The sequence below is a fragment of the Sorangium sp. So ce119 genome (genome assembly GCF_051524405.1).
Classification (GTDB): domain Bacteria; phylum Myxococcota_A; class Polyangia; order Polyangiales; family Polyangiaceae; genus Sorangium; species Sorangium cellulosum_G.
In genome coordinates, this window is the sequence record NZ_CP150311.1 from 616969 (window position 1) to 642876 (window position 25908).

The window sequence follows — 25908 nt, forward strand, 5'->3', positions numbered from 1 at the left end:
GTCCCATGAAGCTTCGGTGCTACGTGGATGGACACCCCGCGGACCCGAGGTCGCTCACCCGCCGGCCGATGAACTTCGGCCAGGGCTGCCCCGGTCTCCCCGCGCACGCTTGCCGGATCGAGGCCGAGACCGACGGATTCCTCGCGGCGATCCGGGGCCAGTTCGATCAGCTCCGGGAGGAGCTCATTAAGGACCTCCCCTACGACGCCGAGTCGGAGGAGGTCCGCGCGCTCCAGGCGCTCCACTGGCCATCGCAGGAGGAGCTGCTGCGCGTCGACGAGCGGCTCCTGGCGCGCGTCCTGTCGACGTACTTGATCCAGGAGGTGCTCGACGTCCTGCTCCCCCATCGGATCGAGGAGCTGATCGCTCCGGCCTATGCCATCGACAGCGTGTCGACGTTGCGGATCAGCCCGTCGACCCTGCGAATCGAGGGGATCGCCTACCCGATGGCCGGTTGATCACCGCCCCCACGTCACCCCGAGCTTCGTCTCCTCGAGCTGCTCCTCCGCGAGCGGCGCCACGAGCCGCACCGCGCCGCACCAGGTCAGCGACGCCGTCCGCTTCTCCCCGTCGATCCGCACCGTCTGCAGCACCGGCTCCGGCGTGAAGATCTTCGGCGACCCCGGCGGCCGCACCGTCATCCCCGGCGCCTCCCCCGGCAGCGCGAACTGCACCTCCGGCTGCCCCTGCACCAGGTACTTCAGGATCACGAGCTCGTCCCCCCCCAGCCGCTCCGTGGCCAGCCCCGGCGCCGCGCCCTGCGCGAACCGCGGCAGCACCTCGTTCTTCCGGAACGGCCCCCCGAGGTCCTCCCCGTCCGCGAACGCCATCTCCCGGATCGGCTTCGCCGGCGGGTCGTGCTCCAGGAACGCGCCGAGCCCCCGCATGATCCGCGGGTACCACGTGTGCGCCACCCAGCCGAGCCCGCCCGAGGCCGGCGCGTCCAGCCAGGCCTTCGGCGCCTGCACGAAGAAGCGCGGCGCCGTGAGCGGGTCCCCCGGGTCCTCGATCTGCGGCAGGAGCTCGCCGTCCGCCCGGTCCCGGTCCACGTCGAGGAAGTAGCCGCGCCCGATCTTGTTCCGCGGGTACGCGAAGACGCCCTCCTCGCGCGGCGACGGCTCCACCCGCCGCCCGTTGCGCCGGAGCGGCGGATCGAGCTCGTCGTGCGCGTACGCGTCGTAGCCCCCGTAGGCCAGCTCCCACGACAGCGGCGCGCTCTCGAACGGCGCCGGGTCCGGGAAGCGCACCTGCCCCTCGAGCGTGACCTCCACCCGGCGCTCGCCCAGCACGCGCAGCACGCGCGCGCTCCGGCCCACCGCCACGCCGACCATCAGCTCGCGCACCTTGCCCGGCGCGTGCGCCCGGCCCGTCACCACCACGTCGGTGGCCGGCTTCGGCGGGAACAGGTCCATGTCGTCGCGCAGCGCCCGGTAGCGGTCGTGCGGGTCGGCCTCGATGTCGGGCTCGAAGACGACGGGTGCCTGCTCGTCCGCGAGCGTCACCCGGCCGCCCGCGAAGGAGTACGTGCGCTTGGCCACGCAGACCATCCACAACTTGCCGTCGTGGCTCTTCGCGCACCGCACGGTCTGGGTCACACGCGGGGAGGCCTCCACTGCGCTCATCGGGCTCCTTGCAGGCTCGCGTTCGACGGGTATCCCTGCCCTCGCGCGCGCGCAAGGGCGAGGGCCGGCGCGCCCCGGCGGCGCAACCGGCGCGCCCCGGCGCTCGGGCGGCGCGCCCCGGCGGCCGACCGCGCGCGGCGCCCGTCCGTGCGCTACCCTGCGTCCGTGCCGGACGCGCCCGACCCTCTGCCGCCCCAGGATCCCCCGCTGCAGGCCGCCGCTGCTGCCCTCGCGCCTGCGCCCGGCGCGGCGCTCGCGGCGCCCGCCCGGGTGGTGCCCCTCGCCTCCGGGCGATCCATTGAGATCGCCGAGGAGGGCGCCGAGGAGCGGATCCAGATCCGCGCCGCGGCGGGGCAGCTCCTCGTGTCGATCCGGCTGACCGACGAGGGGCCGGTGCTGTCGCTCTCGGGCGCGTCGCTGGAGATCGCGGCCGCGAAGACGCTCTCGCTCTCGTGCGACACGCTGCGGATCCAGGCCGCGCAGGACGCGGCCGTCGAGGTGGGCGGGAGCCTGCACGAGCGGGTGCGCGGGAGCGTGGTGCGCGAGGCCGGCAGGAGCACGCGCACCACGGCCCGCGAGGTGACGCTCGAGGCGTCGCCCGGCGGCGTGGAGATCCGTGCCAACGACGACGTCGACATCGTCGGCGAGCGGGTGCGGCTCAACTCCGAGGATCCGCCGATGCCGCTCTCGTGGGAGGAGTTCCGCGCGCGGCAGGCGCTCACCGGCGGTCCCGGGCAGCCCTCCGCGCTCGGCGCCGGCGAGGTCGCCGCGCCGGGAGCGCCGGACGATCGCTCGCCGCGCGTTGTGCGCTGAGCGCTGAGCGCTGAGCGCTGAGCGCTGAGCGCTGAGCGCTGAGCGCTGAGCGCCGCGCTCACTCGGCCCGCAGCTTGTCCATCAGCGCCATCAGCTCCGCGGAGAGCGCCATCTGGCCCGCGGCCCTCTTCGTCCACACCCGCACGATGGGCATCAGCGCCGCCCGCTGGATCGCGAGCGCGTCGAGGACCTCGCCGGCCATCCCGCGCTCGAGCCCCACGGCGATGCGCGCGTACTCCGGCAGGCCGATCGGACCGCGGAACGTCTCGACCGCCGCGACGTAGGCCGCGTCGTGCGCCGCGCGCAGCTTGCCGCCGGCGCGCGTGTCCTTGTCCAGCAGGGCGCGGACGTGGCGCTCCACGGGGGCCCAGGCGCGCTCGCTCAGCCCGTGCGCGCGCAGCACGTCCGCGCGCGGCGCGCGCTGCTCGGCGATCTCGGCGGAGATCGCCGCGAAGCGCTCCACCGTGACGTCCTCCGGTCGCACCGCCGACTCGGGCGAAGGCAGGGCGTCGGCGCGCGGCGCTTCGGCGCGCGGCGCTTCGGCGCGCGGCGCTTCGGCGCGCGGCGCTTCGGCGCGCGGCGCTTCGGTGCGCGGCGCTTCGGCGCGCGCCGCTTCGGCGCGATCCGGGGCCGCCTCGACCGCCGGCTTCGCCAGCAGCTGCCCCAGGAACGGCGGTGGAGCCGGCGTGACGCGCGCGGGCGCCGCATGAAACGGCAGCGGCTCCGCGGGCCCCCGCGCGAGGCCCGAGGGCAACGTGTCGGACGCCAGGGCGCCCGGCGCCGCGGTCTCCGGCCCCTCGCCTCCGTCGCCGCGGGCGCCCGCCCCGGCGCTCGCCGGCTGCTCCGAAGGGCCCGCGGCCGCCGCCGGGGTCGCCGCCGGCGGCGCCGGCGCCGGCAGCCGGCCCGCGCCCTCGGATCCCGGCTGCCCAGGCGGCCTGCGCGCCTCGGCCTCGGCGCCCCGGGTCGCCGGCGCGAAGGGCAGCGCGGCGGGCGCCACGAACGGCAGCGCGTCCGAGGGCCCCGCCGCGCGCAGCATCGGGGCGAGCGTCGTCTCCGGCTCCACCGCGGCGGCGCCGCCCCGCGGCTCCACCTCCGGCGCGGCGGTGTCGGCCAGCGCCGACACGGAGGCGCGCGCCGCGAGCGCGCCCTGCGGCAGCAGCGTGTCCGCCACGTCCTGCGCCGCTTGCGGCCGCTCCGCGGTCACCACCACCGTGACGTCCTCCGCCAGGTGCCGCAGCGGCACCGCCCCCCGCCACGTCAGCGTGCAGATCCCGCGATCCGCGTCGATCCACAGCGTGTCGCAGCGCAGGCGCATCTCCTGCGGCCCCGCGTCGCCGTGGAGCAGCGCCGCGTGCGGGATCACCGCCTCCAGCACGGTCGCGAGCTGCGGGTGCCGCGGGTGCAGGTGGGTGAGGACGATCCGCTCGCCCGCGGGGAGCTGATCGAGCTGCTGGTCCGGCGGCGCCGCGTTGAAGTAGCCGGTGTCGATGTCGTCCGGCAGCGGCCGCTCCGCCCAGCTGTCATGCCCGAACGTCGCGGCGTGCCGGCGCAGCTTCGCGGTCCGCTCGGGCCACGACGGCGCGACCGGCCCGAAGCCCACGGGCGGCAGCGGATCCGCCGGGCTGCGGAGCTCCGTGCCCGGCGGCAGCAGGCTCGGCGCAGGCCGGAGCCCGCGCGCGTCGGGCGGCGCGTTCGGCGGGATGCCCGCCGGGTTCCACCGATCGGGCCCGCTCGCCGCGCGCTCCCAGCGGAGCGACATCCTCGCGAACGGCGTGGCCGCCGTGATCTGCCCGTTCGCCGTCCACGCGCGGTGCCCGTGCACCTCGATCCGCTTGTCGATCGAGCCGACCGCGAGCCGCGTCACGAGCGACGTCACCCGGTCGCCATGGGGCGCGTGGGCGTGCCCGACCACGAGCACGTCCACGCGGCGCTTGAACGGCGCGAGATCGCTCGCTGCCCGGAGGCTCGCCCGCGGGTCGTCGTCCCAGCGGACGTCCTTCTCCCACGTCGGCTCCTGCGAGGGCGCGAGGCGCGAGAGCCCCGGCTCGAGCGTGAAGGTCGCCTTGCAGACCACGGTGAGCGCCGCGGCCTCGGGGCGGGGCTGCCAGACGAGGTACGCGACGCGGAGCGGGCAGGCCGAGGAGACGTGCACGCCGCCAGCTTATCTCGCCCGGCGGTCGTCCCGCGCTACTCCTGCCAGAGCACGCCGAGCTCGATCTCCACCGCGTCGAACGGCGCCGCGCGCACCGTGACGTCGCCCTCCCACGCGCCCGCGCGCGCGAACCGCCCGGCCTCGGCGCGGTACACCTCGAGGAGCCGGAGCCGCGGATCGATGAGCCAGTAGTGCGCCACGTGCTCGCGCGCGTAAATTTCCATCTTGTCGCGGCGATCGAGCGCCTCGGTGGACGGCGAGATCACCTCGCACACCCAGTCGGGCGCGAGGAAGATGGCCGCGTTCCGCATCGGGATCTGCGGCATCCGGTCGCGGCGCCACGCCGCGATGTCCGGGATCACGATGTCCGGATCCGTGCCGAGGTGCAGCTCGGGCTCGACGAGGAGCGCCCACCGCCCTGGCCCCTTGATGCCCCGGCGAAACGGCAGGTAGAGCTCGCCGGCGAGGACCGACGTGACGTTGCGGCAGGACAGCGACGGCCGCGGGGTCGCGTGGAGGACGCCGTTCAGGATCTCGGCCACCTGGTTCGGCGGCGTGTCAAGCACATCCTGGTAGGTAGCGCGACGAGCGCAGTCGGACATGGTCGGATGTTAGCACGCACGCCGTACAGGGCGGCTCACGTCGCGAAGATCCGGGGGGTCGAAATTCCCGGAGCGACCCCCCCGATCGCCGCGGCTTCGTTGTAGATTCCGCCGCCATGAGCGAAGCCGCACCTTCTCCCAGTCAACGCCCCCGCCCGCTCGTCCTCTGTATCCTCGACGGATTCGGCGAGCGCGAAGAAAAGGACCAGAACGCGATCGCCCTCGCGACGATGCCGCACCTCGACGCGATCAAGCGCGACGCCCAGAAGACGTTGATCGGGACGAGCGGCCCAGACGTCGGCCTCCCGGTGGGGCAGATGGGCAACAGCGAGGTCGGCCACCTGAACTTCGGCGCGGGCCGGATCGCGCTGATGGACATCTCGCGCATCGACGTCGCGATCGCCGAGAACAAGCTCGGCTCGAACCCGATCATCGACAGGACGTTCCGCATCGCGCAGGACCGCAAGTGCCGGGTGCACCTGTTCGGGCTCGTGTCGGACGGCGGCGTGCACTCGTCGCTCGAGCACTTCTCCGCGCTGTTCAAGCTCGCGAAGTTCCACGAGGTCCCGGTCGTCGTGCACGCGTTCCTCGACGGGCGCGACACGCCGCCGAAGAGCGCGTGGGGCTACGTCGAGCGGGTGCAGCAGGAGCTCGAGGGCGTCGGCGTCATCGGCACCATCTCGGGCCGCTACTACGCCATGGACCGCGACAAGCGCTGGGACCGCGTGATGAAGGCCTACTCGGCGATCGTGCGCGGCGACGCGCCGCGGGCCGACACGCCGTTCGAGGCCATCCAGCAGTCGTACGCGCTCGGCAAGTCGGACGAGTTCGTCGAGCCCGTCCGCATCGGCGACTACACCGGCATCAAGGGCGACTTCATGGCGGACTTCGCCTCGAAGGAGCCGAAGTGGGAGTGGTGGGGGGAGGAGGTCGGCCTCTCGGTCAACTTCCGGCCCGACCGCATGCGCGAGATCTCGGCGATGCTCACGCGGCAGAACCTGCCGCCCGAGGTGCTGGAGTTCCTCACCGACCGCGGCAAGCCGGTCCACGCCTTCCAGGAGCACTGCTACAGCTGCATGACCGAGTACGACGCGGCGCTGAAGCTGCCTGTCGCGTTCCCCAAGGACGAGATCACCGAGTCGTTCCCCGAGGTGATCGCCCGCGCCGGGCTCACGCAGCTCCGGTGCGCGGAGACCGAGAAGTACGCGCACGTCACGTACTTCTTCAACGGCGGGCGCGAGGAGACGTTCCAGGGCGAGGACAGGAAGCTCGTGCCCTCGCCGCGCGACGTCGCCACCTACGACAAGAAGCCCGAGATGAGCGCGGCCGGCGTCGCGAGCGAGGTCGTCGCCGCGATCAAGAGCGGGAAATACGACTTCATCCTGGTGAACTTCGCGAACCCGGACATGGTCGGGCACACGGGCATCCTCGAGGCCGCCATCCACGCCGTCGAGGCGGTCGACAAGGGGCTCGGGGACATCGCGGACGCCGTGCGCGAGGCGGGCGGCGCGCTCATGATCACCGCGGACCACGGCAACTGCGAGCAGATGAAGGACGAGCACGGCAACCCCCACACGGCCCACACGCTGAACCCGGTGCCGTTCTATTACCTGAACCAGCACGACCAGGGCGCCGCGCTCCGGTCGGGCGGGCGCATCTGTGACGTGGCGCCGACGATGCTCGAGATCCTCGGCATCCCGCAGCCCGCGGCGATGACGGGGCGCTCGCTCCGCGTTCGACAGCGGTAAGTGGGCGCGGCGGAGAGGCAGCTCGGCCCGTACATCCTGCGCGAGGCCGTCTCGGCGCGGGCGCTCACCGTGACGTACCGGGCCGAGCACGCCGAGCTCGGCCGGGCGGCGCTGATCAAGACGCTGAAGCCCACGGTGTCCGCGGCGAGCGCGTTCGCGGCCGGCCTGGAGCGCGAGGCGAAGATCCTCGCGCGCATCCGGCACCCGAACATCGTCGACATCCACGACTTCCAGCGCGACGAGGACCGGATCTGGCTCGTGCTGGAGCCGCTCTCCGGGCCGACGCTCGCCGCGCTGTGCGCGCGGGCGGGGCGCCTCGACGAGGGCGCGGCGGCGGCCATCGCGCTGGAGATCGCGCGCGGCCTCGGGCACGCGCACGAGCGGGGCGTGGTGCACCGCGAGCTGCGCCCCGAGCGCGTGGTCATCACGCCCGCGGGCGGCGTGAAGATCCTCGAGTTCGCGGCGGCGTTCGACGGGCGGCTGCCGTCGCTGCCCGAGCCGTTCGAGGGGAGCGACACGTTCGCGCGGCCCGACTACATGGCGCCGGAGCAGATCCTCGGGGCCGACGCAGGCCCGCAGGCGGACGTGTTCACGCTCGGCGTGGTGCTGTTCGAGATGCTCACCGGCGCGCGCCCCTTCGACGAGCCGAAGGCGGAGCCGGCGGAAGGGAGCGCCGCGTCGCGCGCGTCGCGCACGTCCATCGCGCCGCGCGAGGACGACCGGTGGGCCGAGGGCAGGGCCGTCGCGCACCGCATCCGCAGCGCGCCGCCGCAGCCGCTGCGGGCGCTCGTGCCCGACGTGTCGCGCGGCCTGGAGCGGGTGGTGCTCCGGTGCCTCGAGAAGGAGCCGGAGCAGCGCTACGAGAGCGGCCGCGCCGTCGCGGACGCCCTCGCCGAGGAGCTCGCCGAGCGCGGCCACCCGACGCCGCGCGCGCTCATCACGAGGGCGCTCGCGGCGGCGAAGCTCGGCGGGGACGAGCTGCCGCCCCAGGCCGCGCCGTCCGTCCGCCCGCCCGCCGAGCGGCGCCACGCGCCGTCGATCGCGCCCGACGTGGGCCGGCTGGCCGGCATCTTCGCGCTGATCCTCGCGGGCGGCGCGCTCATCGAGCTCGGCCTGCGCCAGCACGAGGCGGTCGGGCCGCCCAGCGCCGAGGCGAGGCAGCCCGGCGCGAGCTCGGAGGAGCGCGGCTACCTGAAGGTGCTCGCGAGGCCGTGGGCGGAGGTCGTCGTCGACGGGGAGCTCATCGACGTGACGCCGATGGCGCGGCCGATCCCGCTCCAGGCCGGGCGACACTTCGTCACGTTCCGGCACCCGAACGCGCCCGAGGAGAAGCGCACGATCTCCGTCTCCGCCGGGCAGACGGTCACGCTCGACGTGAGCATGCGGATCGATCGCCCCCCGCCCGACGCGGGCGCGCCGCCGGTGGACAGGGACGCCTCGCCCTGAGGACGAGGCGGGCGGCGCCTACGCGGGGCCGCCCTGCCCCGCGCCGCCGTCGCCGCCCGCGCCGACATCCCCGCTGGCGCGGCGGCGGAGCGCGTCGAGCGCGATCAGCGGCCGCTCGCGCTTCTCGTGCAGCTCGCCGAGGCACGCGCCGCTGCCGCGCTCGAGCGCGCGGCAGCAGTCGGGCCGCACCTCGTAGATCGAGCAAAGGAACCGGCCGCGCTCCGCGTCGAGCGTGAGCGCGGCGCAGCGGCCGTCCTCGACCCGCATGTAGCAGCGGTTGCCGATGAAATGCGTGAGCTGACGGGCGCGATCGTCCATGCGATCGTGGTCGCACCCGAAGACCCGGATGTACTCGGGCAGCGTCGAGAAGCAGCAGGTGCCGCACGCCGTGCACTCGGGGACGACCACCTCGCCGCGGCCGCCCGCGCCCGCGCGCCTCAGAGCCGGACCTCCACGTGCGTCCCGCGCTTCAGCTCGTCGAGCCACTTCTGCTTCGCCTTCTGCAGGATCTCCCCCTGCAGCCGCTGCAAGATCTCCGGGCGAGCGGCCTCCAGCGTCGTGAAGCGGGACGGCTGGCGACTCAGGAGCTTCATGACGACGAACGCGTCGCCGGCGCGCATCGGCCCGGTCACCTCGCCGGGCTCGATCGCCATCAGCGCTGTCTCGAGCTCCGGGGCCATCACCTCGCGCTGGCCGGTCACCGCGGCCTGCGTCCCCTGGGGCGCGCGGACCCCGAGGTCGCCGCCCTCCTCGCGGGTCGCGGAGTCGTCCGAGAACTGCCGCGCGAGCGCCGCGAAATCCTCACCCCGCCGCGCGCGGTCGGCGAGCGCCGCGGCGAGCGCGCGGCGCTCCGCGACCGCCTCGGCGCTCGCGCCGGGCAGGATGCGCAGGACGATCCACGCCGGGTGGTACTCGCGCCGCCGGCGCTCCTCGCGCACGAGCCGGTCGAAGGCGGACTGCACGTCCTGCTCGGTGAGGCGCACGCGGCCCTTCACGCGGAGCTGCAGCATCTTCCCCTCGAGGAGCTGGCGGCGGATCTCGTCGCGGTACTCCTGCTCGGTGAGCCCCGACGTCGTGCGCGCCAGCCGGAACAGCTCCTCGACCGTCGTCTGCTCCGCGGCCGCGATGTTCCGGAAGGCGTTCTCCATCTCCTCGGAGGTCACGCGGATATTGGCCTTCTCGGCGGCCAGGCTCTCGAGCTCCTCGTCCACCATCTTCTGGATGAGCTCGCGGAGGACCTGCGACTCGGCCGCCGCCTGCTGCGCGCCCGGCGGGACCCGCGCCTGGATCTGCAGGAGGAACGGCCGGGCCCGCTGCCGCAGGTCCGAGAGCAGGATGGCGCGGTCGCCGACGACGGCGACGATCCGCTCGCTCACGACCGCGTGGGCGAGCGGGGCGACGAGGCCAGCGGCGGCGACAAGCCCGGCGAGGGCGAGGCGAAGCGGTGCGCGCATCGAGCGCCTCTACCACCGGACCCCGGCCGGTTCCACGCGTTTCCGGTCGGCGCGGCCCGCGCATGACGCGTCGCGCCTCCCCTGCGCGACGCTTGCGCGTGGCTCCGCGGCGCGCCGCATCGCCCGCTGCCCAGCCTGTTGCCGCAGCGATCCCGGCGCGGTAAGCGGCCGCAACGACAACCTTCCGCGAGCCCACGCAAGGACAACCGTTCTCCACGCGCCGGCGGGCACGTTCAACCCTCGAGGAAACAGTGGAAACCCAACATTCTACCATCATCTACACGAAGACGGACGAGGCGCCGGCCTTGGCCACCTATTCGCTCCTCCCGATCGTCGAGGCGTTCACGAAGGCCGCCGGGGTCCGGGTCGAGACGCGCGACATCTCGCTGGCGGGCCGCATCCTCGCCAACTTCCCGGAGCGCCTGACGGAAGGCCAGAAGCTCGGCGATCACCTGGCAGAGCTCGGCGAGCTGGCCAAGACGCCGAACGCCAACATCATCAAGCTGCCCAACATCAGCGCCTCCATCCCGCAGCTCGTGGCCGCCATCAAGGAGCTGCAGCAGCAGGGCTACGCCGTGCCGGACTACCCCTCCGAGGCGAAGACGGAGGAGGAGAAGGCGATCAAGGCACGTTACGCCAAGGTGCTCGGCAGCGCCGTGAACCCCGTCCTGCGCGAGGGCAACAGCGATCGTCGCGCCTCGCCCGCCGTCAAGGAGTACGCCAAGAAGCACCCGCACTCGATGGGCGCGTGGAGCCGTGACTCGAAGAGCCACGTCGCGCACATGTCGGGCGGCGACTTCTACGGCAGCGAGAAGTCGGTCGTGGTGGATAAGGCGCAGGAGCTGAAGATCGAGCTCGTCGCCGGCGGCAAGACGACCGTGCTCAAGCCGAGCGTCAAGGTGCAGGCGGGCGAGGTCGTCGACGCCAGCGTGATGAGCGCCAGGGCCCTGCGCGCGTTCTACGCCGAGCAGGTGGCGGACGCGAAGAAGCAGGGTGTGCTGTTCTCCCTGCATCTCAAGGCCACGATGATGAAGGTCAGCGACCCGATCCTCTTCGGGCACGCCGTCAGCGTGTTTTATGCCGAGGCGCTCGACAAGCACGCGGCCACGCTCGCCCAGGTCGGCTTCGACCCGAACAACGGCATCGGCGACCTGTACACCAAGATCCAGAGCTTGCCGGCAGACGAGAAGGCGAAGATCGAGGCCGACATCAAGGCCCTCTACGAGCAACGCCCGACGCTGGCCATGGTCGATTCCGACCGCGGCATCACCAACCTCCACGTGCCCTCGGACGTGATCATCGACGCCTCGATGCCGGCGGCCATCCGCTCCAGCGGCAAGATGTACGGAACGGACGGCAAGCTCTACGACGCCAAGTTCACGATCCCCGATCGCTCCTACGCCGGCATCTACCAGGCCACGATCGAGTTCCACAAGCAGCACGGGGCGTTCGACCCGCGCACGATGGGCACCTCGCCGAACGTGGGGCTGATGGCGCAGGCCGCCGAGGAGTACGGCTCACACGACAAGACCTTCAAGATCGCCGAGAGCGGCACGGTGCGCGTCGTCGACGCCTCCGGCAACGCCCTGCTGGAGCAGAAGGTCGAAGCGGGCGACGTCTTCCGCGCCTGCCAGACGAAGGACATCGCGATCAAGGACTGGGTCAAGCTGGCCGTCAGCCGCGCGCGCGCCACCGGCTCCCCGGCGGTGTTCTGGCTCGACGAGAACCGCGCCCACGACAGGAACCTGATCGCCAAGGTCAAGGCCTACCTGCCCGAGCACGACACCAAGGGCCTGGAGCTCCCGATCATGAGCCCGGTGGAGGCGATGAAGTTCACGCTCGGCCGCATGAAGGAGGGCAAGGACACCATCAGCGTCACCGGCAACGTGCTGCGCGACTACCTGACGGATCTGTTCCCGATCCTGGAGCTGGGCACCAGCGCCAAGATGCTCTCCATCGTGCCGCTCCTGGCCGGTGGCGGCCTCTACGAGACCGGCGCCGGCGGCTCGGCGCCGAAGCACGTCCAGCAGCTGCAGAAAGAGAACTACCTGCGCTGGGACTCGCTCGGTGAGTTCCTGGCGCTGCAGGTCTCGATCGAGGACCTCGCCAACAAGACCAACAACGCCAAGGCCAAGGTGCTCGCCAGGACGCTGGACACGGCGATCGGCCTGTTCCTCGAGAACAACAAGAGCCCGGCGCGCAAGGTCGGCGAGATCGACAACCGCGGCAGCCACTTCTACCTCGCGCTCTACTGGGCGCAGTCCCTCGCGAAGCAGACCGAGGACAAGGAGCTGGCGGCCAGGTTCGGCGAGCTCGCCAAGACCCTGACGGACAGCGAGTCCAAGATCGACGGCGAGCTGATCGGCGCGCAGGGTAAAGCCGTCGACCTCGGTGGCTACTACCACTTCGACGATCAGAAGACGTTCGCCGTGATGCGGCCCAGCGCCACGCTGAACGCGGCCATCGACGGCTTCTCCTGAGCCGCGCGGGGCCCCCGCCGAGCCGCCCGTGTACAGGCGGCTCGGCGGGAGGTCTCGCCGGGCCGCCCCGGCTCGCGGCGAGGGTGTTCTCGGCGCGAGCCTACCGTGGACGTGGGAGCAAGGGAGGAGCCCCGGCAACGCGGCGCAGGTTCGCGGCCGGCTACTCGCTGGCTCCGCCGGATCCGGGGTACACCATCCGCCGGGACGCGCGCTCGCGGACGGCCTCGCGGGCGAGCGCGTCGGCGCGCTCGTTGAGCAGCACGCCGGCGTGCCCGCGCACGTACACGAGGCGCGCGCGCGGCCGCCGCGCGTCGAGCGCTTCGCGCAGCGAGGCGATGAGATCGACGTTCGCCTTCGCCTTCCACCCCTTCTGGAGCACGCCGATCGAGTACTGGCTGTCCGTGTGGATGACGATGGGGCGCCCGGGCTCCACCTCCTCGAGCGCGCGAAGGATGGCCGTCAGCTCCGCGATGTTGTTGGTCCCGGTGCCGAGGTACTCGCTGAGCTCGATCCGCCGGCCGCCGTCGTTGATCACCACGCCGAGCCCGGCGGGCCCCGGGTTCCCCGAGCACGCGCCGTCGGCGTAGACGATGACGGCCCCCTCCGGCACGGGCGCGGCGGCCTCCGCCCCCCGCGCCGGCGCCTTGCGCTGCGCGCGCGCCGGCCCGGACGTCGCCGCGGCGCCTGCGCCCCCCGCCCCTTCGGGCTGCTCGCCGGCGCGCGCCTTCACGACCGCCTCGGCGGGGCCGCAGGTGTCGTCCGGCAGCACCTTCGGATCGGCGATGGTCAGGTTGTCCGGCCGCGCCTTGTACTTGCGGCCGTCGTGCGGCTTGTAGCGGATCTCGACGCCGCCCCCCTCCTCCACGGTCAGGGCGCCGGCGGCGTCCGCGCGGGCATAGACGGTTTGACCTCGAAGCGATGCGCGAACCCAGGGCACGCGCGCACCCTGGCATGGATCGACGGCCGGGGGTACGGCAGACCGGGCCCGGCGAGCGCGGCGGACCACGCCGGACGGGCGCGGCGGACCGGGCCGGATGGGCGCGGCCGGCGGCCGGCGCTCGTTCAACGCTCGTTCAACGCTCGTCAGCGCTCGATCAGCGCTCGATGCAGAGGGCGAGAGACCACGAGTTCAGCGTGCCGGCGTCGGAGCCGGCGTCGTCCCCGACCCGGAGGGTCCACGTGCCGTTCGCCGGGCCGGACAGGAAGGCTCCGAACGACGCCTCCGGGCGGAAGCACCCGCGGAAGGGCGCCATCGCGGACGTGACCGAGGACGCGCAGTCCATGTCGAAGACCGTCCCACGGTAGTTGTCGCCAGAACCTCCGTTGTCGCTCGAGACATCGACCGTCGCGCCCGCGGGGGACGACAGCGAGATATCGAGATCTCCGTCGAACGCGTGCGTGATGTCGAGCTCCAGCGTCACGCGCCGGATCGCGCCGACCGAGGCCACCGGGAGCACGCTCGACGCGACGGAGCGATCCGCGACGTGCCTGGGAACGTCGGTGGACGATTGCACCCACAGCACCTGCCCGGGCGCGCAGGCCCCCACGGCGTCCTCGCAGCCCAGCGCGCAGTCCGGGTCATCGCAGTCCGTGTCGCCGTCGAGGTCGTTGTCGTCCGCGTCGCCGCAGTTGCGCTCCTTCGCGTAGGTGCACGCGCTGGGCGTCCCCCGGCACGTGTAGCTCGCCTCCACGACGCAGGTCGCGCTGCAGCCGTCGCCGCTCGACGTGTTGGCGTCGTCGCAGCCCTCGACGCCCGCCCGCACGAACCCGTCGCCGCACCGGGCGGCGCGGCACGTGATCGGGCAGCCGTCGGTGCTGTCGGCGTCGCCGTCGTCGCACTCCTCGCCGGCCCGGACCGCGCCGTCGCCGCAGCCCTCGACGACGCACCCGGGGCTGCACCCGTCGCCGGCCCTCCGGTTGCCGTCGTCGCACGCCTCGACGCCGGTGCGCAGGAAGCCGTCGCCGCACGCGGCCCGGGCGCAGCCCACCGGGCACGCATCGGTGGTGATCGCGTTGCCGTCGTCGCAGCCCTCGACGCCGGCCTGCACGAACCCGTCGCCGCACGAGGCCGCGGCGCACGTCCTGAGGCAGGCGTCGGTGTTGCTCGCATTGCCGTCGTCGCACGCCTCGGCGGCGGCGTTGACGACGCCGTCGCCGCACGCGGGCGCGGCGCAGGTCCCCGCGGCGCTGCACACGCCGCTCAGGCAGTCGCGCCCGGCCGCGCAGCGCATGCCCGCGGCGCACCCGACGCACGCCGGGCCGCCGCAGTCGACGTCCGTCTCGGCCCCGTTCCGGGCGACGTCGGTGCACGACGGGAGGCACGTCGTCCCCGAGCACCGGTCGCCCAGGCAATCGCCGTCCACGGCGCACCCCTCGCCGGTGGCGCACGGCGAGCACGCCGGCCCGCCGCAGTCGACGTCCGTCTCGGCCCCGTTCTTCGCGCCGTCGCTGCACGAGGACGCCGCGCACCGTCCGTCCCTGCATATCCCGCTCTGGCAGTCCGCATCGCCGAGACAGGCCGAGAGATCCGCGCACGGCACGCAGGCGGAGCCCCCGCAGTCGACGCCCGTCTCGGCCCCGTTCATCACGCCGTCGCCGCAGCCGGGCGTCACGCACCGGTTCGCGACACAGACGTTGCTCAGGCAATCGCCCGCGGCGAGGCACTCGACGCAGGCGCCGCTACCGTCGCAATAACGCCCTCCAGGCGCGTCGGCCTCTCCGCACACCGTGGTCGCCGGCGCCGGCGGGTTCTCCGGCGCGCCGGCGACGCAGACGTCGGCGGAGCACGGGTCCCCGTCGGAGAAGGCGTCTCGCTCGTCATCGAGCTCGATCACGGCGCCTTGCCCGTCACAGACGCGCTGCTTGCAGTCGCCCGGGACCTGCTCGGCCGCGGGCCTCCCCCGCGGCGCGGGATCGAGCCCACACCGGCCGCCCTCGCAGGTGCGCCGCTGACATTCGCTGTCGGCGCCGGGACAGTCCGCCGCCACGCCGCAAGGCACGCCGTCACCGCCGCTGCCCCCGCCGCCCCCACCGCCGCCGCTGGCGACGTCTCCGCCGCCACCGCCGCTGGCGACGTCCCCGCCGCCGACGGCGTCCGGGCCCGACGATCTGCCGGGGCGGTCGCAGCCGTGCGCCGTCACGACAGCGGCGATGACGAGCGGCGACAGGCCCCTCGTGAACGGAGCGCTTCTCGAGAGGTCCGCTGGCACTGGCACCTCGATCTCTCCGCGTTTCGCGGGAACGGCGCTGTCCCTCCAGGGCTCGTTTCGAGCCTGACGGACACGCAGGCGGTCGATGATCAGCGCACTAGACTGATATGGAATCGAGAGGATGCCAGCCGCCAGACGGCTCAGGAGAGTCCTTATCGTCGCCGGCGCCCCGGACGGCGCCTCGACAGGCTCGCACGGCGTCCACGCGGGAGATCGCTGGTACTGGGTCAGAAATCCCGCCAGGAATTCCCGGTCGGAGAGGAGCGGTCGCCGGAAAACTTAATGATTCTGGTGCATTCCGGCCGGTTCGCCGCCGAGGGCGGCTCCGACGTAGCCCAACGCGGGCCCAACGAGCCGCCCTCCGCCGCGGCGTCGGCCGTTGTCGAGCCCCCCGCGGCATCATCGGTCGGGGTCGGCGCCTGACTCGACGGCGCGGCGACGAAGGAGCCACCGTCGCTCGCCGCCCCGGCATCCGGTCGCGCCAACAGGGGAGTTCCTCCGGCCGACCCGCCCGCACCTCGGAGCTCGGGGATCGCCTCATCCAGGGGGGCGAAGTCGCCCAAGCCGAGCTCAGCGACCTTGCGCGCCGCGCGCTTGTAGTGGTGGATTTGACGGCTCGACTTGTGCCCGGTCCGATCGGAGATCCACGTCTCGGTGCGCCCGTTCGCTAGCTTGATGGTGATGAAGGTCGCGCGGGTGTCGTGCAAGCGGATATTCAGCCTCGTGTCCGTGGTCTCGAACAGCTCAGGGCGACGGATGCCGGCGCGGCGCAGGTGGTTTCGAAAGTTCTGCGCTCCATTGCGCCCCGGCAGGGGCCCGCTCGGCCCCATGAAGACACGCTCCTTCGGTGGGCACATAGCGAAATAAGTCCGAAGCGCGCGCACGACATCGGGTGAGAGTGCCCAGGCGCGTGGGTCATCCGTCTTGTTCTCGTCGAGCACCACGGCGCCGCGCTCGAGATCGAGATCGGATGGCTCCAGCCTTCCAGCCTCGTCTGCCCGCATTCCCTCACGAATCAGGAAGCCATAATAGATCCTGTAGGACAGTGGAATATCCACCGCCGCCATGAGGCGCCTATCCTCGTCGGGATAGAGAGAGCCTTTGGCCTTATTGTCGTCCGCCTTGGGAATCCATCCACGCGGCAGCGGGTTGCTGGCGACGATGCGCGCCGGATAAGTCGCGAGCGCGAGTATCCGGTGAATGACCTTCGCGATGGCTTGACGCGAAGAAGCCTCAAGATGTCCCGGCAGCATGGAGATCGCGCGATCCGCATGATCGAGCGTCAAACGAGCGAGAGGGACGGGGCCGAGCACTTCCAGAACATGATTCAGCTTATGCCGGTACTGCTCCGGACGCCGAAGCGGTTTCACATGCAGTGGGTATTGCTCGGCCAGCCTTCCAGAAACGACCAACTCGGCGAACTCAGCGAAGGTTGTTTCCCCGCTCGGGCGGAGGCGCGCTTCGCCCCTGCACAGCTGGTCGATCGCGAGCCGGACATCACGGAGCGCGGTGCCCTCGCGCGCGGCAGCCTGCTCCAACAGCGGCATGCCGAGCACGATCTGCCCGGCTGCAAGCAGGCGCCCGGCGAGGTCGGCCAGCACCTCCAAGCGCGCGTTGGCTTCGTGCTCGGTCCGGCACGTCGGCAAGCAGAACGTGGGTCGACCGGCCTCCCCGAGGCTGAGGCGTGCGGTCCACGTCTTCCCGCGCAGCCGGACGGACCCGGAGCCGTTGGCCCGCTTGTCTCCTGCTGGCCTGCTGGGGGCGCGCGCGGCCACCTTCGGGCGCTCCGTCGTGTTCGCCGAGCCCGGCGAGTTTGCGACGGGCGTAGTTGCCTCCGCTATCGGAGAGGGGCGCCCGCCAGAGCGGCTCGAACGCGAACGCCGGTCGGTCGATGCCGGAGCAGGGAGGGGTGAGCTGGGGAACGAAGCCGAGCGCTTGGCGCGCGCCCGCCGCTGGGGTACGTCGGTCATGGATCGGTCTCCGGTGATTCGGGGGTCGATCAAGGGCCCGTCCAGCGTTCCAGCGCCGAGCGGGCCCGCTCTACTTCGGCGGCAGCCTAGCACGGCTTGTCCGTGCGGGAGGAGCGCTCGCCTGGTCGGTGCGCGGACATGGGACGGGTTCGAGGCCGGCAGAAGCCAGCACAGCGGCAACACGCGTGCGCTCATCCGCCTCTGTGGTACGGTGCGAGGTCGGCTCACTGGCCAGCGCCCGCAGATAGGCAACGAACGCCTCGCGCGGGACCAAGCGCAACTTGCCGAGTTTCGTGATCAGAAGGGGAAAGCCTGGCGCGCGGATCGTGTCGAGGAAGACGCGCGCCGGAACGCCGGTGACCGCTTCGACGTTCTTCTGCGAGAGCATCTCCGGCTGCGGCGCCATGATCGTGAGCCCGTCGAGCGGGATCGCGAGCGTCGCGGTTGCCGTCGCCCTCGCTGGCTGGTTGATCACCTTCGGGCTCGACCATCCGCCGGCGGGTGTCTCCAGGCCCTCTCTTTCGATGGCGCGCACGCCGTTGTCAGCCTGACGAAGAGCGAGCGGTGCCGACACACGCGCGAGAGCCGCTCGTGTCATGCCATACCTCCATCCGTGTTGGGTTCGTGCCCAACCGTGACCGACACCGCCGGCACGAGCCCGAAAAGGTAATTCTGCGCCTCAGGTAACTCGACTCGAATTACCCGGAGACGCGCATGGGGAAAATGCCATGTCGCATCGCGGAGATGGGTGTTGTGGAGGCCGCGCTGAGGGGCCGAAAAGGCGGGGGGAGCGAAGGGGTCAATTTGGTAGTTCTGCGCCGCCTCGGCGCCGCGCATGGGTGCGACACGGAGGGGGCGCCAGGGTAGGCGCGTCGCCCAGAACGCGACCAGCGCCCGCGCGCGCCGGGCCGCGCCACGAGCAGCAGGATTTCGTCGTGACGCGTCCGCGGCGGCCGCGTAGGGCGCTGGCCACCTCGGTACAGAAGAACATCAGCCGGCTGACCCGCGGAGTGCGCTCGGAGGTCATCGCCTCGCCTTCGGCTCCCAAAGCCAGCCCCCAAGGGCGCTGCCCGGTGCGCCTCGGCCGCCTTCCTCGGCGGGCCCCCCCCGGGTCCCACGGGCTCACCGCCGCAGCTATGGTAGGCCGCGTCGGCGGTTGGACGTCAGCAGCGGGGGTTCGCGATCCACGAGGCCCCCGGAGTCGCCGCGTCGGGCGGTTGGACCCACGGAACCAGGGCGACCAGGAGGCGGTGGACCCCTGCCCACGGTCGTGCCGCCCTGGCGGCTTGCGAAGTGACACTACGTGTGCCCGGACGTTTACAGGAGACCATCCAAAGTGACACTACGTGTGTCCGAGCGTTCACAGTGCGCTGTGCTGGTGAACCTGCGCGCCTGACCTGAGAGGCGCGCGCGTGCCGCCGAGGACTGGTTGACCCTGGAGAGCACCGCAAGGGCCGCGCCCAAGGCGATGGGCGTGCGAAGATGTTGCTGCACCGTCCGATCGATCACGCCTTGCTGCGCTCCAGCGCGGACGGCGGAATGCGTTATCGACACAGCCCAATCCTTGCTGCGCGTGCATGCCGGCCGGGCACAGATGCCCCGACGGATGCCTTGAGCTCATCATCGGCAAGGGGTGTCGACTCCAGAACAGCGGTTGACTCAGGCTGCCGTGCCATGGCCTTCTCGGTGCGAGGGAGGCTGCGATGGCGTTCGTTCTTCGAGGCGTTCTCCGGGCGATCACCCCGCTCTTGATGTTTCTCGTTTGCGTGCTCGCGCAGGGGGGATGCCAGTGCATCTTCGGCGGCGCGCCCCTGGAGCCGCCTCCCGGCCTCGTCGCCTGCCGGACCCAGGGCACACACGGCCCTGCGACGCCCCGCCCCGCGCCGGACGTCGAGACCGTCGCCGCCGGCACCCTTCCGGGGACGTTCTCGATCTCCAGCACCGGGGAGGCCGTGTACACGATGGAATTGGCCACCGTGCCCTCCCGCGCGGGCATGGGACCTCGGCTCCAGCTCGTCTATCGCAGCGATGCCGGCGACGGCGTGCTCGGCGCCGGCTTCTCCGTCGCAGGGCTCTCCGCGATCACGCCATGTCCGAGCACCATCGCGCAGGACGGGGAGATCCGCGGCGTGAGGTACGACGGCGAGGACAAGCTCTGCCTCGATGGGCAGCGCCTCGTCCCCGTGGGAGAGGAGCCGGGAACCATCGAGTACCGGACGTTCCCGGATACCTTCGTCAAGGTGGTCGGGCACTACCCTCCGAAAGAGGCTGCGCCCGCCGAGGCGCTCTTCTTCGAGGCGCACCTGCCGTCCGGCCGTGTCGTCGAGTACGGGCGCACCGAGGGCAGCAAACCCCTCGCGCGAGGCGACGTCCCGCGCGCGTGGCTCGCGAACAAGGTCCGCGACGGCCGCGGCAACGCCATGACGTACGCGTATTGTATCGCCGAGGCGGAGGACGGCCATGCCGCCGAGTACGCGGTGGACGAGATCCGCTACACGAGCTTCGAGGGCACGCCGTCGCTCCAGCCCTCGCGGGCGGTGCGCTTCGTGTATGGGACGAAGGACCAGGCCGCCATTCGCACCGGCTACGCGGGCGGCATGGCGCTCCAGCGCTCGCTTCGCCTCGAGGAGATCCAGATGCTCGGCCCGGGCGACACCCTGGTCCGGCGCTACGGGTTCCGCTACGAGCTCAGCCCGGCGACGAGCCGCACGCTGCTGACCCAGGTCGAGGAATGTGCGAGCGACGGCGTTTGCAAGCCCGCCACGCGGTTCCAGTACAGCCGTGCCAAGCCCGGGTTCAAGCGGCTCACGACGGACATCGACGAGCCGGTCTCCGAGAGAGCGAGTCCGATGGTGTTCGACCTCGACGGCGATGGGCGCGACGACCTCGTGATTCCGGACATGGTCGCGGCGCTCAGCACACCGAGCAACCCGATCACCGCGTGGTTGGCGGCGCGAAACCTCGGGTCCCGCGCCTCGCCGTCCTTTCTCGCACCGGCGGAGCTCGCCTTCCTCGAAGAGTGGCCCACGGTCGCCGATCCGATCGGGTCCTCCGACCCGGCCACGCTTCAGCCCGAGCTCGGGACCGTCCTGGACTACGACGACGATGGGCGGATGGACGTCCTGCTCCACGACGTGTATGGTGCCGAGGTCACGTGGCATGTGCTCCTGTCCCGGCCGAACTGGACCTTCGCGCTCCATGACACGGGCATCCGCAGGCCCTTTCCGCTCAAGAGCACGCCTGCGCCGCCCAGCTTGAGCAGCCCCGGCGCGTCGATGCACCTCGCCGACCTGGACGGCGATGGCGTGCCGGATCTGATCCAGTGCGAGGACCACGATCGCGAGGGACAGGCGCCGATCCCGGTCTCCCCCGCGTGGGCCGTCCACCTCTGGAGACCTGCGCGCGGCGCGACGCCCGCGGGATTCGACCCCAGGGGTGAATCGATCGAGCTGCTCACCGGCTATCCCTGCGATACGGAGCTCCACACGCTCGACGTCGACGCCGACAGCAAGATCGATCTCATCGTGCCGTCCTTGAAGCGGTTCGGTGACGGGACGGTCCTCATCGGATCGAGCTACGACGCGATCATGCGCCGGGGCGATGAGCGCTGGGAGGTGTTCGACACCGCGCTGCCTGTCGTGGGATCCGGGGGCCGCGTCGTCTTTCTCGACGTGAACGGCGACGGCCTGCCCGATGCCGTCGAATCCGGCTTCAACCACCACCAGCTCACCACCTACTTCAACACGGGGCCGACCTTCGTGGCCTCGCCGTTCCGGACCGTCAACGCGTTCAGCTTCGGCGATTTGCTGGGTTTCCCGGATCAGGACGCGTTTTTCCGGTTTGCCGTGCCGCTCGACTTCAATAGTGACGGGCGGCAGGATCTCCTGATGGCCGTCCCTCCAGGCATGCTGCTGGGCGGATCCGATGCGCTGCCATCGTGGGCCGTTCTGCTGGCGACGGGCGACCGCGAGGGGCCGCCGTTTGCGCTCGTCGACCCGCGGGTGCCGTTCGAGGCCAGCCTCGGCGACGCAATCACCCTCGCCGATCCACGCGGACCGCGCACCGGCGACATCAACGGGGACGGGGCTCAGGACGTGATCCTGACGCTCGGCGGCCTGTTCACCATCTTCCAGAGCCTCTCGGCCGATCAGGATCTGCTGGTCGCGATTTCCGACGGGATGAACGCCCACGAGCCGACCGAGCCGGGCTTCGTGCCCGACGTGAGCATCTCGTACGGGCACCTGACCGACGCGGCGGCAGCGGCGGGCGACAGCGCGGAGGATCCGGCGCGGGAGAGCCCGCTCAACCTCGCGCGTTCCGGCGCAGTGGACGACTGCGGCCATCCGCGCCGCTGCGTCGTGGGACCTCGTCGGGTGGTCAGCGCATACGCCCTCAACAACGGCGCGGATCGACAGCGGCGCTTCGAGGTCAGCTACCGCGACGGGCGCTATCATCGGCTGGGCAGGGGATTCCTCGGGTTCGGGGAGCGGATCGTCACCGATCTGGACACGGGCGCCGCGACGATGGATGTCTACGACCACGTCACGTATGATGACGAGCTCCAGGTCTTCCCCTTCGCAGGGCGCGTTCTGCGGACGTGGCACTGGGCGCCGGGGTTGCCCACCCAGCCCAGGCCGGAGCAGATCGAGCTCTCGTTCGTCGACGTGAAGCGGACGCTCGTTCCGACGAACGACGGAGCGACGTACTTCACGCTGCCGACCGAGCGCCGGGTGAGGCGGGCGCAAGGGATCTATCCGCCCCCGCGCGGCGAGCCGCCCGCGATCGAGACGTACGTACGGCAGGTCGAGGGCGGAGGCGGCGGCGCGACCCTGCTGCGCGACTCGGTGTCGAAGGTGACGGAGTTCGACGAGCTCGGCAACGTGCGCGCCGAGGAGGTCTCGACGAGCGGCGTCGATCTCACGTTCAACGTCACGCGGACGTTCAAGAACGACACCGAGCGCTGGGTGCTCAGCCAGCTCGAGACGCAGAAGGAGTGCAGCGCCGCGGCGGGGATATCGCAGTGCCGGACCCTCACGCGGACCACGACGATCCACGGCGAGGTCGACACCGAGTCCACCGAGAGCGACGACGGCCTGCCCGACACGAAGCTGAAGCTCACCTACACGCGTGATGACTTCGGCAACATCACCGGCGTCACGGCGGAGGATGCCTTCGACCACCGGCGGACATCCAGCACGGACCTCGACGACGAGGGCATGTTCCCCGAGAGCTACGTGAATGCGGCCGGGCACACGACGATCGTGGAGTACGACGGCGCGCTCGGCGTGCTCCTCAAGCGGGTCGATCCGAATCAGCTCGTCACGGAGTGGCAAGTCGACGGCTTCGGGCGCCTCGGCGTCGAGATGCGCCCGGACGGCACCACCACGACGGTCGCGCTGTCGCGCTCCAAGGACGGTGGCCCGGACCAGGACGCCTGGCGCGTGATGGAGCGAAGCACCACGACCGGCGGCGCCGACGACACGGTCGAGTTCGACAGCCTCGGCCGCCAGATCCGGTGGTGGTGGTACGGGCCCCAGCCGGAAGCGGCGCAGGGCTCGGGCGAGACGAAGCGCATCATGCAAGAGATCGGGTACGATGCGCTGGGCGAGCACATCGCGCGGCGCTCGGTGCCGGTCAGCGAAGATACGGCCGAGCGCGAGAGGCTGTACGAGCGCTACGAGCACGACGCCGTGGGCCGCGAAGTGCGCGTCACGACGCCGTGGAACGCGGTCACGACGACGGACTACGATGGCTTGCTCGTGCGCGTCACCGACGCGCTCGACCACGTGACCGTGACGGCGCAGGATCCGCTGGGGCGAGCCGAGTCCATCACCGATGCAGCCGACGGGATCACCCGTTACAGTTACGGCCCGTTCGGCATGCTGCACACAGTCACCGATCCAGGCGGCGCGGTGACGCGCATGACGCACGACGCGTTCGGCCGCGTCCGGCAGCTAGACGACCCCGATCGGGGTACGACGCGCTCGATCCACGACGGCTTCGGCGAGCTGATCTCGTCGACCGATGCGCTCGGGCGCGAGACCACGTGGGACCATGACGCGCTCGGCCGACCCGACACACGCGTGGACCGTCACGGCGCCGAGCTACTGACAACGAAGTGGACCTGGGACACGGCGGCGCACGGGATCGGCAAGCTCCACACGCTCGCGAGCCCGGATGCCGACAAGACGTACGAGTACACCCGCTTCGGCCAGATCGAGACGATCACGCTCCGCATCGACGGAGAGGGCCCTCCCCTGGGAGCCAAGCTGGGCTACGACGGTCTCGGCCGTATCGATACGGTCACGTATCCTGCGCCTTCCGGCGCGGCGTCGTTCGTCGTGGCCCACGACCACGACGCGCACGGCCATGTGCTCGCGGTGCGCGACAGCCGGACGAAGGCCGCGTATTGGCGCCTGACAGACGTGGACGACGCGGGGCGCTTTCGAGAGGAGGTGTTCGGCAACGGCGCGGTCACGACGCGGAGCTACCACGCCGACAAGCAGCGCCTCGGACACGTGGTGACGCAGAGCGGCGCGGCCGAGGTGCAAGACCTGGACTACGGGTATGACGATCTCCTGAATCTCACACGCCGCACCGACGCGCTTCAGCGCCGGAACACGACGGAGCGCTTCCGGTACGACGCGCTCCAGCGGCTGACCTGCGCGTACTTCAGCGAGGTGGAGAGCGCGTCGGCGGCTTGCGCGGTCCGCTACGACCATGCGCCGAACGGCAATCTCACCCTCAAATCGGACGTCGGAACGCTCTCCTACGATGACCCGTTGCACCCGCACGCCGCCACCGGCGCAGCGCTCGTCACGGGCAGCTTCGGCTACGACGCTGTCGGAAATCAGATCGCGCGCCCCGGCGGCATGGCCGTGCGCTACACGCCGTTCGACCTGCCGGAGCGCATCACGCAGGGCGCGAGCACGGTCACGTTCGCCTACGACGGCGATCAGCAGCGGATCCGCAAGACGACACCCGAGAAGGAGACGCTCTACTTCGGCGATCTGTACGAGCGGGTCACCGATGCGGCGTCGGGCACCGTGGAGCACCGGTACCACGTCCACTCGCCGGAGCGGGTCGTGGCGATCGTGACCCGGGGAGGCTCGGACGACGGCACACGGTACGTGCACGTCGACCACCTCGGCTCGGTCGATGCGCTCACCGACGAGGACGGCGACGTGGTCGAACGGCGGAGCTACGACGCGTTCGGGCAGCGAAGAAACCCTGCGTGGGGAGAGCCCGCGCCCGCGTCGTTCACCAGCAAGACGACGCAGGGGTTCACCGGGCACGAGAGCGACGACGAGCTCGGGCTCGTGAACATGAAGGGCAGGATGTACGATCCCAGGATCGGGCGGTTCTTGACCACCGACCCGATCGTCTCCTTCATGTTCTTCGGGCAGAGCTGGAACCCTTACAGCTACGTGCTCAACAGCCCGCTCAGCTTCGTGGATCCGAGCGGGTTCGAGCCGGAAGAGCAGGAGCTTTTCGTCGATCCGGAGTTCCACAACGATCCGGAGGTGCGGCGCGAACTGGGTTGCGGCGGGTTCGAGTGCAACCATCCGTTCTTCAAAGAGGTAGAAGGCTCGCGTGAAGCGGCAGAGGTCGGCGCGGCGGCGGCGCCGGTCGACGTCAGCACGACCGGGAGCGCGTCCGGGTATGTACCGCAGCCGGTGACCACGGCGCCGACCGACTGGTCGCAGAATCCTTATGTGCAGATCGAGGGAGGGTTCGTCGCCGGGTTGCTTCTCGGGGCGGTTCCATTCGCCGGCGTGGGGCATGGGCTGCTGGATGCCGCGGGCGTGCTGGCCCATGGGACGCCGGAAGCCAGGATCGGCCTGGCCATCGGGCAGATCGTGGGTGGGCTCGCCGTCACGATCGGGGGCTTGACGGGGGAGATCTTCGGGGGCATCACGAGCGCCACCGGAGTCGGCGCCGCGATCGGTGTGCCTGCGATCGCCGTGTCGACCGGGCTCGTCGTCGGTGGGGTCGGGAACATCGCGGCGGGGATCCAGGGGCTGTCGCAGGCGCTGATGTCAAGCGGGTCAGGAACGACAGGCCCACAAGGAACGCCCTCGGCTGCAGTGGGAGTACCGCAGACGCCAGCAGCGCTGCTCGCGCCGGTGAAGATCCAGAGGCATCATATATTTCCGCAAAAATTCAAGACCTTCTTTCAAGCGCGCGGTGTAGATATCGACAAATTCACCGTAGAGATAAGCCAGGGTCACCATTTGAGCAGTGTTCATGGTCGGGGCGAACTGAACACACCAGGACGCTACAACCAGAGATGGGCCGAGTTCATCGAGACGAATCCGAACGCAACAGCCAAGGACATCTACCAATTTGGCGGACGTCTCATGGATGAGTATGGGCTCAACCGTCTGCCGATTGTGCCGTATAGGTGAGCAC

At 71.4% G+C, this 25908-nt stretch carries 15 protein-coding genes; 6 read left to right on the top strand and 9 right to left on the bottom strand.

What is annotated here, in order from left to right; all coding sequences use genetic code 11:
* The first annotated feature begins 5 nt into the window (after positions 1-5).
* Positions 6-458, top strand: coding sequence for a hypothetical protein (locus tag WME76_RS46680; protein ID WP_437962680.1), 453 nt, complete (start codon positions 6-8; stop codon positions 456-458).
* On the opposite strand, the gene WME76_RS46685 is transcribed toward WME76_RS46680, so the two are convergent.
* Positions 459-1622: a DUF2169 domain-containing protein gene (locus WME76_RS46685; RefSeq protein ID WP_437962681.1), complete on the bottom strand. Its 1164-nt coding sequence runs from the start codon at positions 1620-1622 to the stop codon at positions 459-461. It abuts the gene before it with no gap.
* A 147-nt stretch (positions 1623-1769) separates the two neighbouring features.
* Here WME76_RS46685 and WME76_RS46690 point away from each other — a divergent pair, with 147 nt between their 5' ends.
* Entirely contained in the window at positions 1770-2435 is a 666-nt protein-coding gene (locus WME76_RS46690; RefSeq protein ID WP_437962682.1) for a hypothetical protein, read from the top strand.
* A 58-nt stretch (positions 2436-2493) separates the two neighbouring features.
* On the opposite strand, the gene WME76_RS46695 is transcribed toward WME76_RS46690, so the two are convergent.
* Together WME76_RS46695 and WME76_RS46700 are read right to left on the bottom strand one after the other, a co-directional pair.
* The gene (locus WME76_RS46695; protein ID WP_437962683.1) at positions 2494-4587 is read right to left on the bottom strand and encodes a DUF2169 domain-containing protein; all 2094 of its coding nucleotides are present in this window, start codon (positions 4585-4587) and stop codon (positions 2494-2496) included.
* A 35-nt stretch (positions 4588-4622) separates the two neighbouring features.
* Positions 4623-5189 (bottom strand): Uma2 family endonuclease, encoded by a 567-nt coding sequence (locus tag WME76_RS46700; protein WP_437289199.1) that lies wholly within the window; start codon positions 5187-5189, stop codon positions 4623-4625.
* A gap of 116 nt (positions 5190-5305) precedes the next feature.
* Between WME76_RS46700 and gpmI the strand changes: the two genes are divergently transcribed.
* Positions 5306-6937, top strand: a complete 1632-nt coding sequence (gene gpmI / locus WME76_RS46705; RefSeq protein ID WP_437962684.1) for a 2,3-bisphosphoglycerate-independent phosphoglycerate mutase — start codon at positions 5306-5308, stop codon at positions 6935-6937.
* Positions 6938-8383: a serine/threonine-protein kinase gene (locus WME76_RS46710; RefSeq protein ID WP_437962685.1), complete on the top strand. Its 1446-nt coding sequence runs from the start codon at positions 6938-6940 to the stop codon at positions 8381-8383. It abuts the gene before it with no gap.
* 18 nt (positions 8384-8401) lie between these two features.
* Here the strand turns inward: WME76_RS46710 and WME76_RS46715 are convergent, their stop codons facing one another.
* On the bottom strand, positions 8402-8791 hold the full coding sequence (locus tag WME76_RS46715) for a YkgJ family cysteine cluster protein (RefSeq protein WP_437962686.1): 390 nt from the start codon (positions 8789-8791) through the stop codon (positions 8402-8404).
* Between the two features lie 29 nt (positions 8792-8820).
* Positions 8821-9837 (bottom strand): peptidylprolyl isomerase, encoded by a 1017-nt coding sequence (locus WME76_RS46720; protein ID WP_437962687.1) that lies wholly within the window; start codon positions 9835-9837, stop codon positions 8821-8823.
* Positions 9838-10088: 251 nt separating this feature from the next.
* Between WME76_RS46720 and WME76_RS46725 the strand changes: the two genes are divergently transcribed.
* Positions 10089-12317, top strand: coding sequence for an NADP-dependent isocitrate dehydrogenase (locus WME76_RS46725; RefSeq protein ID WP_437962688.1), 2229 nt, complete (start codon positions 10089-10091; stop codon positions 12315-12317).
* 160 nt (positions 12318-12477) lie between these two features.
* On the opposite strand, the gene WME76_RS46730 is transcribed toward WME76_RS46725, so the two are convergent.
* From WME76_RS46730 to WME76_RS46745, 4 genes are all read right to left on the bottom strand, one after another.
* Positions 12478-13254, bottom strand: coding sequence for a ribonuclease HI (locus WME76_RS46730; protein ID WP_437962689.1), 777 nt, complete (start codon positions 13252-13254; stop codon positions 12478-12480).
* Between the two features lie 157 nt (positions 13255-13411).
* On the bottom strand, positions 13412-15532 hold the full coding sequence (locus tag WME76_RS46735; RefSeq protein WP_437962690.1) for a proprotein convertase P-domain-containing protein: 2121 nt from the start codon (positions 15530-15532) through the stop codon (positions 13412-13414).
* A gap of 221 nt (positions 15533-15753) precedes the next feature.
* Positions 15754-17127, bottom strand: coding sequence for a tyrosine-type recombinase/integrase (locus WME76_RS46740; protein ID WP_437963030.1), 1374 nt, complete (start codon positions 17125-17127; stop codon positions 15754-15756).
* A 439-nt stretch (positions 17128-17566) separates the two neighbouring features.
* Positions 17567-18094, bottom strand: a complete 528-nt coding sequence (locus WME76_RS46745) for a hypothetical protein (protein WP_437962691.1) — start codon at positions 18092-18094, stop codon at positions 17567-17569.
* 1105 nt (positions 18095-19199) lie between these two features.
* On the opposite strand from WME76_RS46745, the gene WME76_RS46750 reads away from it, so the two are divergent.
* Positions 19200-25904: an RHS repeat-associated core domain-containing protein gene (locus tag WME76_RS46750; protein ID WP_437962692.1), complete on the top strand. Its 6705-nt coding sequence runs from the start codon at positions 19200-19202 to the stop codon at positions 25902-25904.
* The last annotated feature ends 4 nt before the right edge of the window (positions 25905-25908 follow it).

Bases quoted from the DNA above. Each gene is read 5' to 3' on its own strand.
- WME76_RS46680 (WP_437962680.1), top strand. From the start codon at position 6: ATGAAGCTTCGGTGCTACGTGGATGGACACCCCGCGGACCCGAGGTCG.
- WME76_RS46685 (WP_437962681.1), bottom strand. From the start codon at position 1,622: ATGAGCGCAGTGGAGGCCTCCCCGCGTGTGACCCAGACCGTGCGGTGC.
- WME76_RS46700 (WP_437289199.1), bottom strand. From the start codon at position 5,189: ATGTCCGACTGCGCTCGTCGCGCTACCTACCAGGATGTGCTTGACACG.
- gpmI (WP_437962684.1), top strand. From the start codon at position 5,306: ATGAGCGAAGCCGCACCTTCTCCCAGTCAACGCCCCCGCCCGCTCGTC.
- WME76_RS46720 (WP_437962687.1), bottom strand. From the start codon at position 9,837: ATGCGCGCACCGCTTCGCCTCGCCCTCGCCGGGCTTGTCGCCGCCGCT.
- WME76_RS46745 (WP_437962691.1), bottom strand. From the start codon at position 18,094: ATGACACGAGCGGCTCTCGCGCGTGTGTCGGCACCGCTCGCTCTTCGT.
- WME76_RS46750 (WP_437962692.1), top strand. From the start codon at position 19,200: ATGGCGTTCGTTCTTCGAGGCGTTCTCCGGGCGATCACCCCGCTCTTG.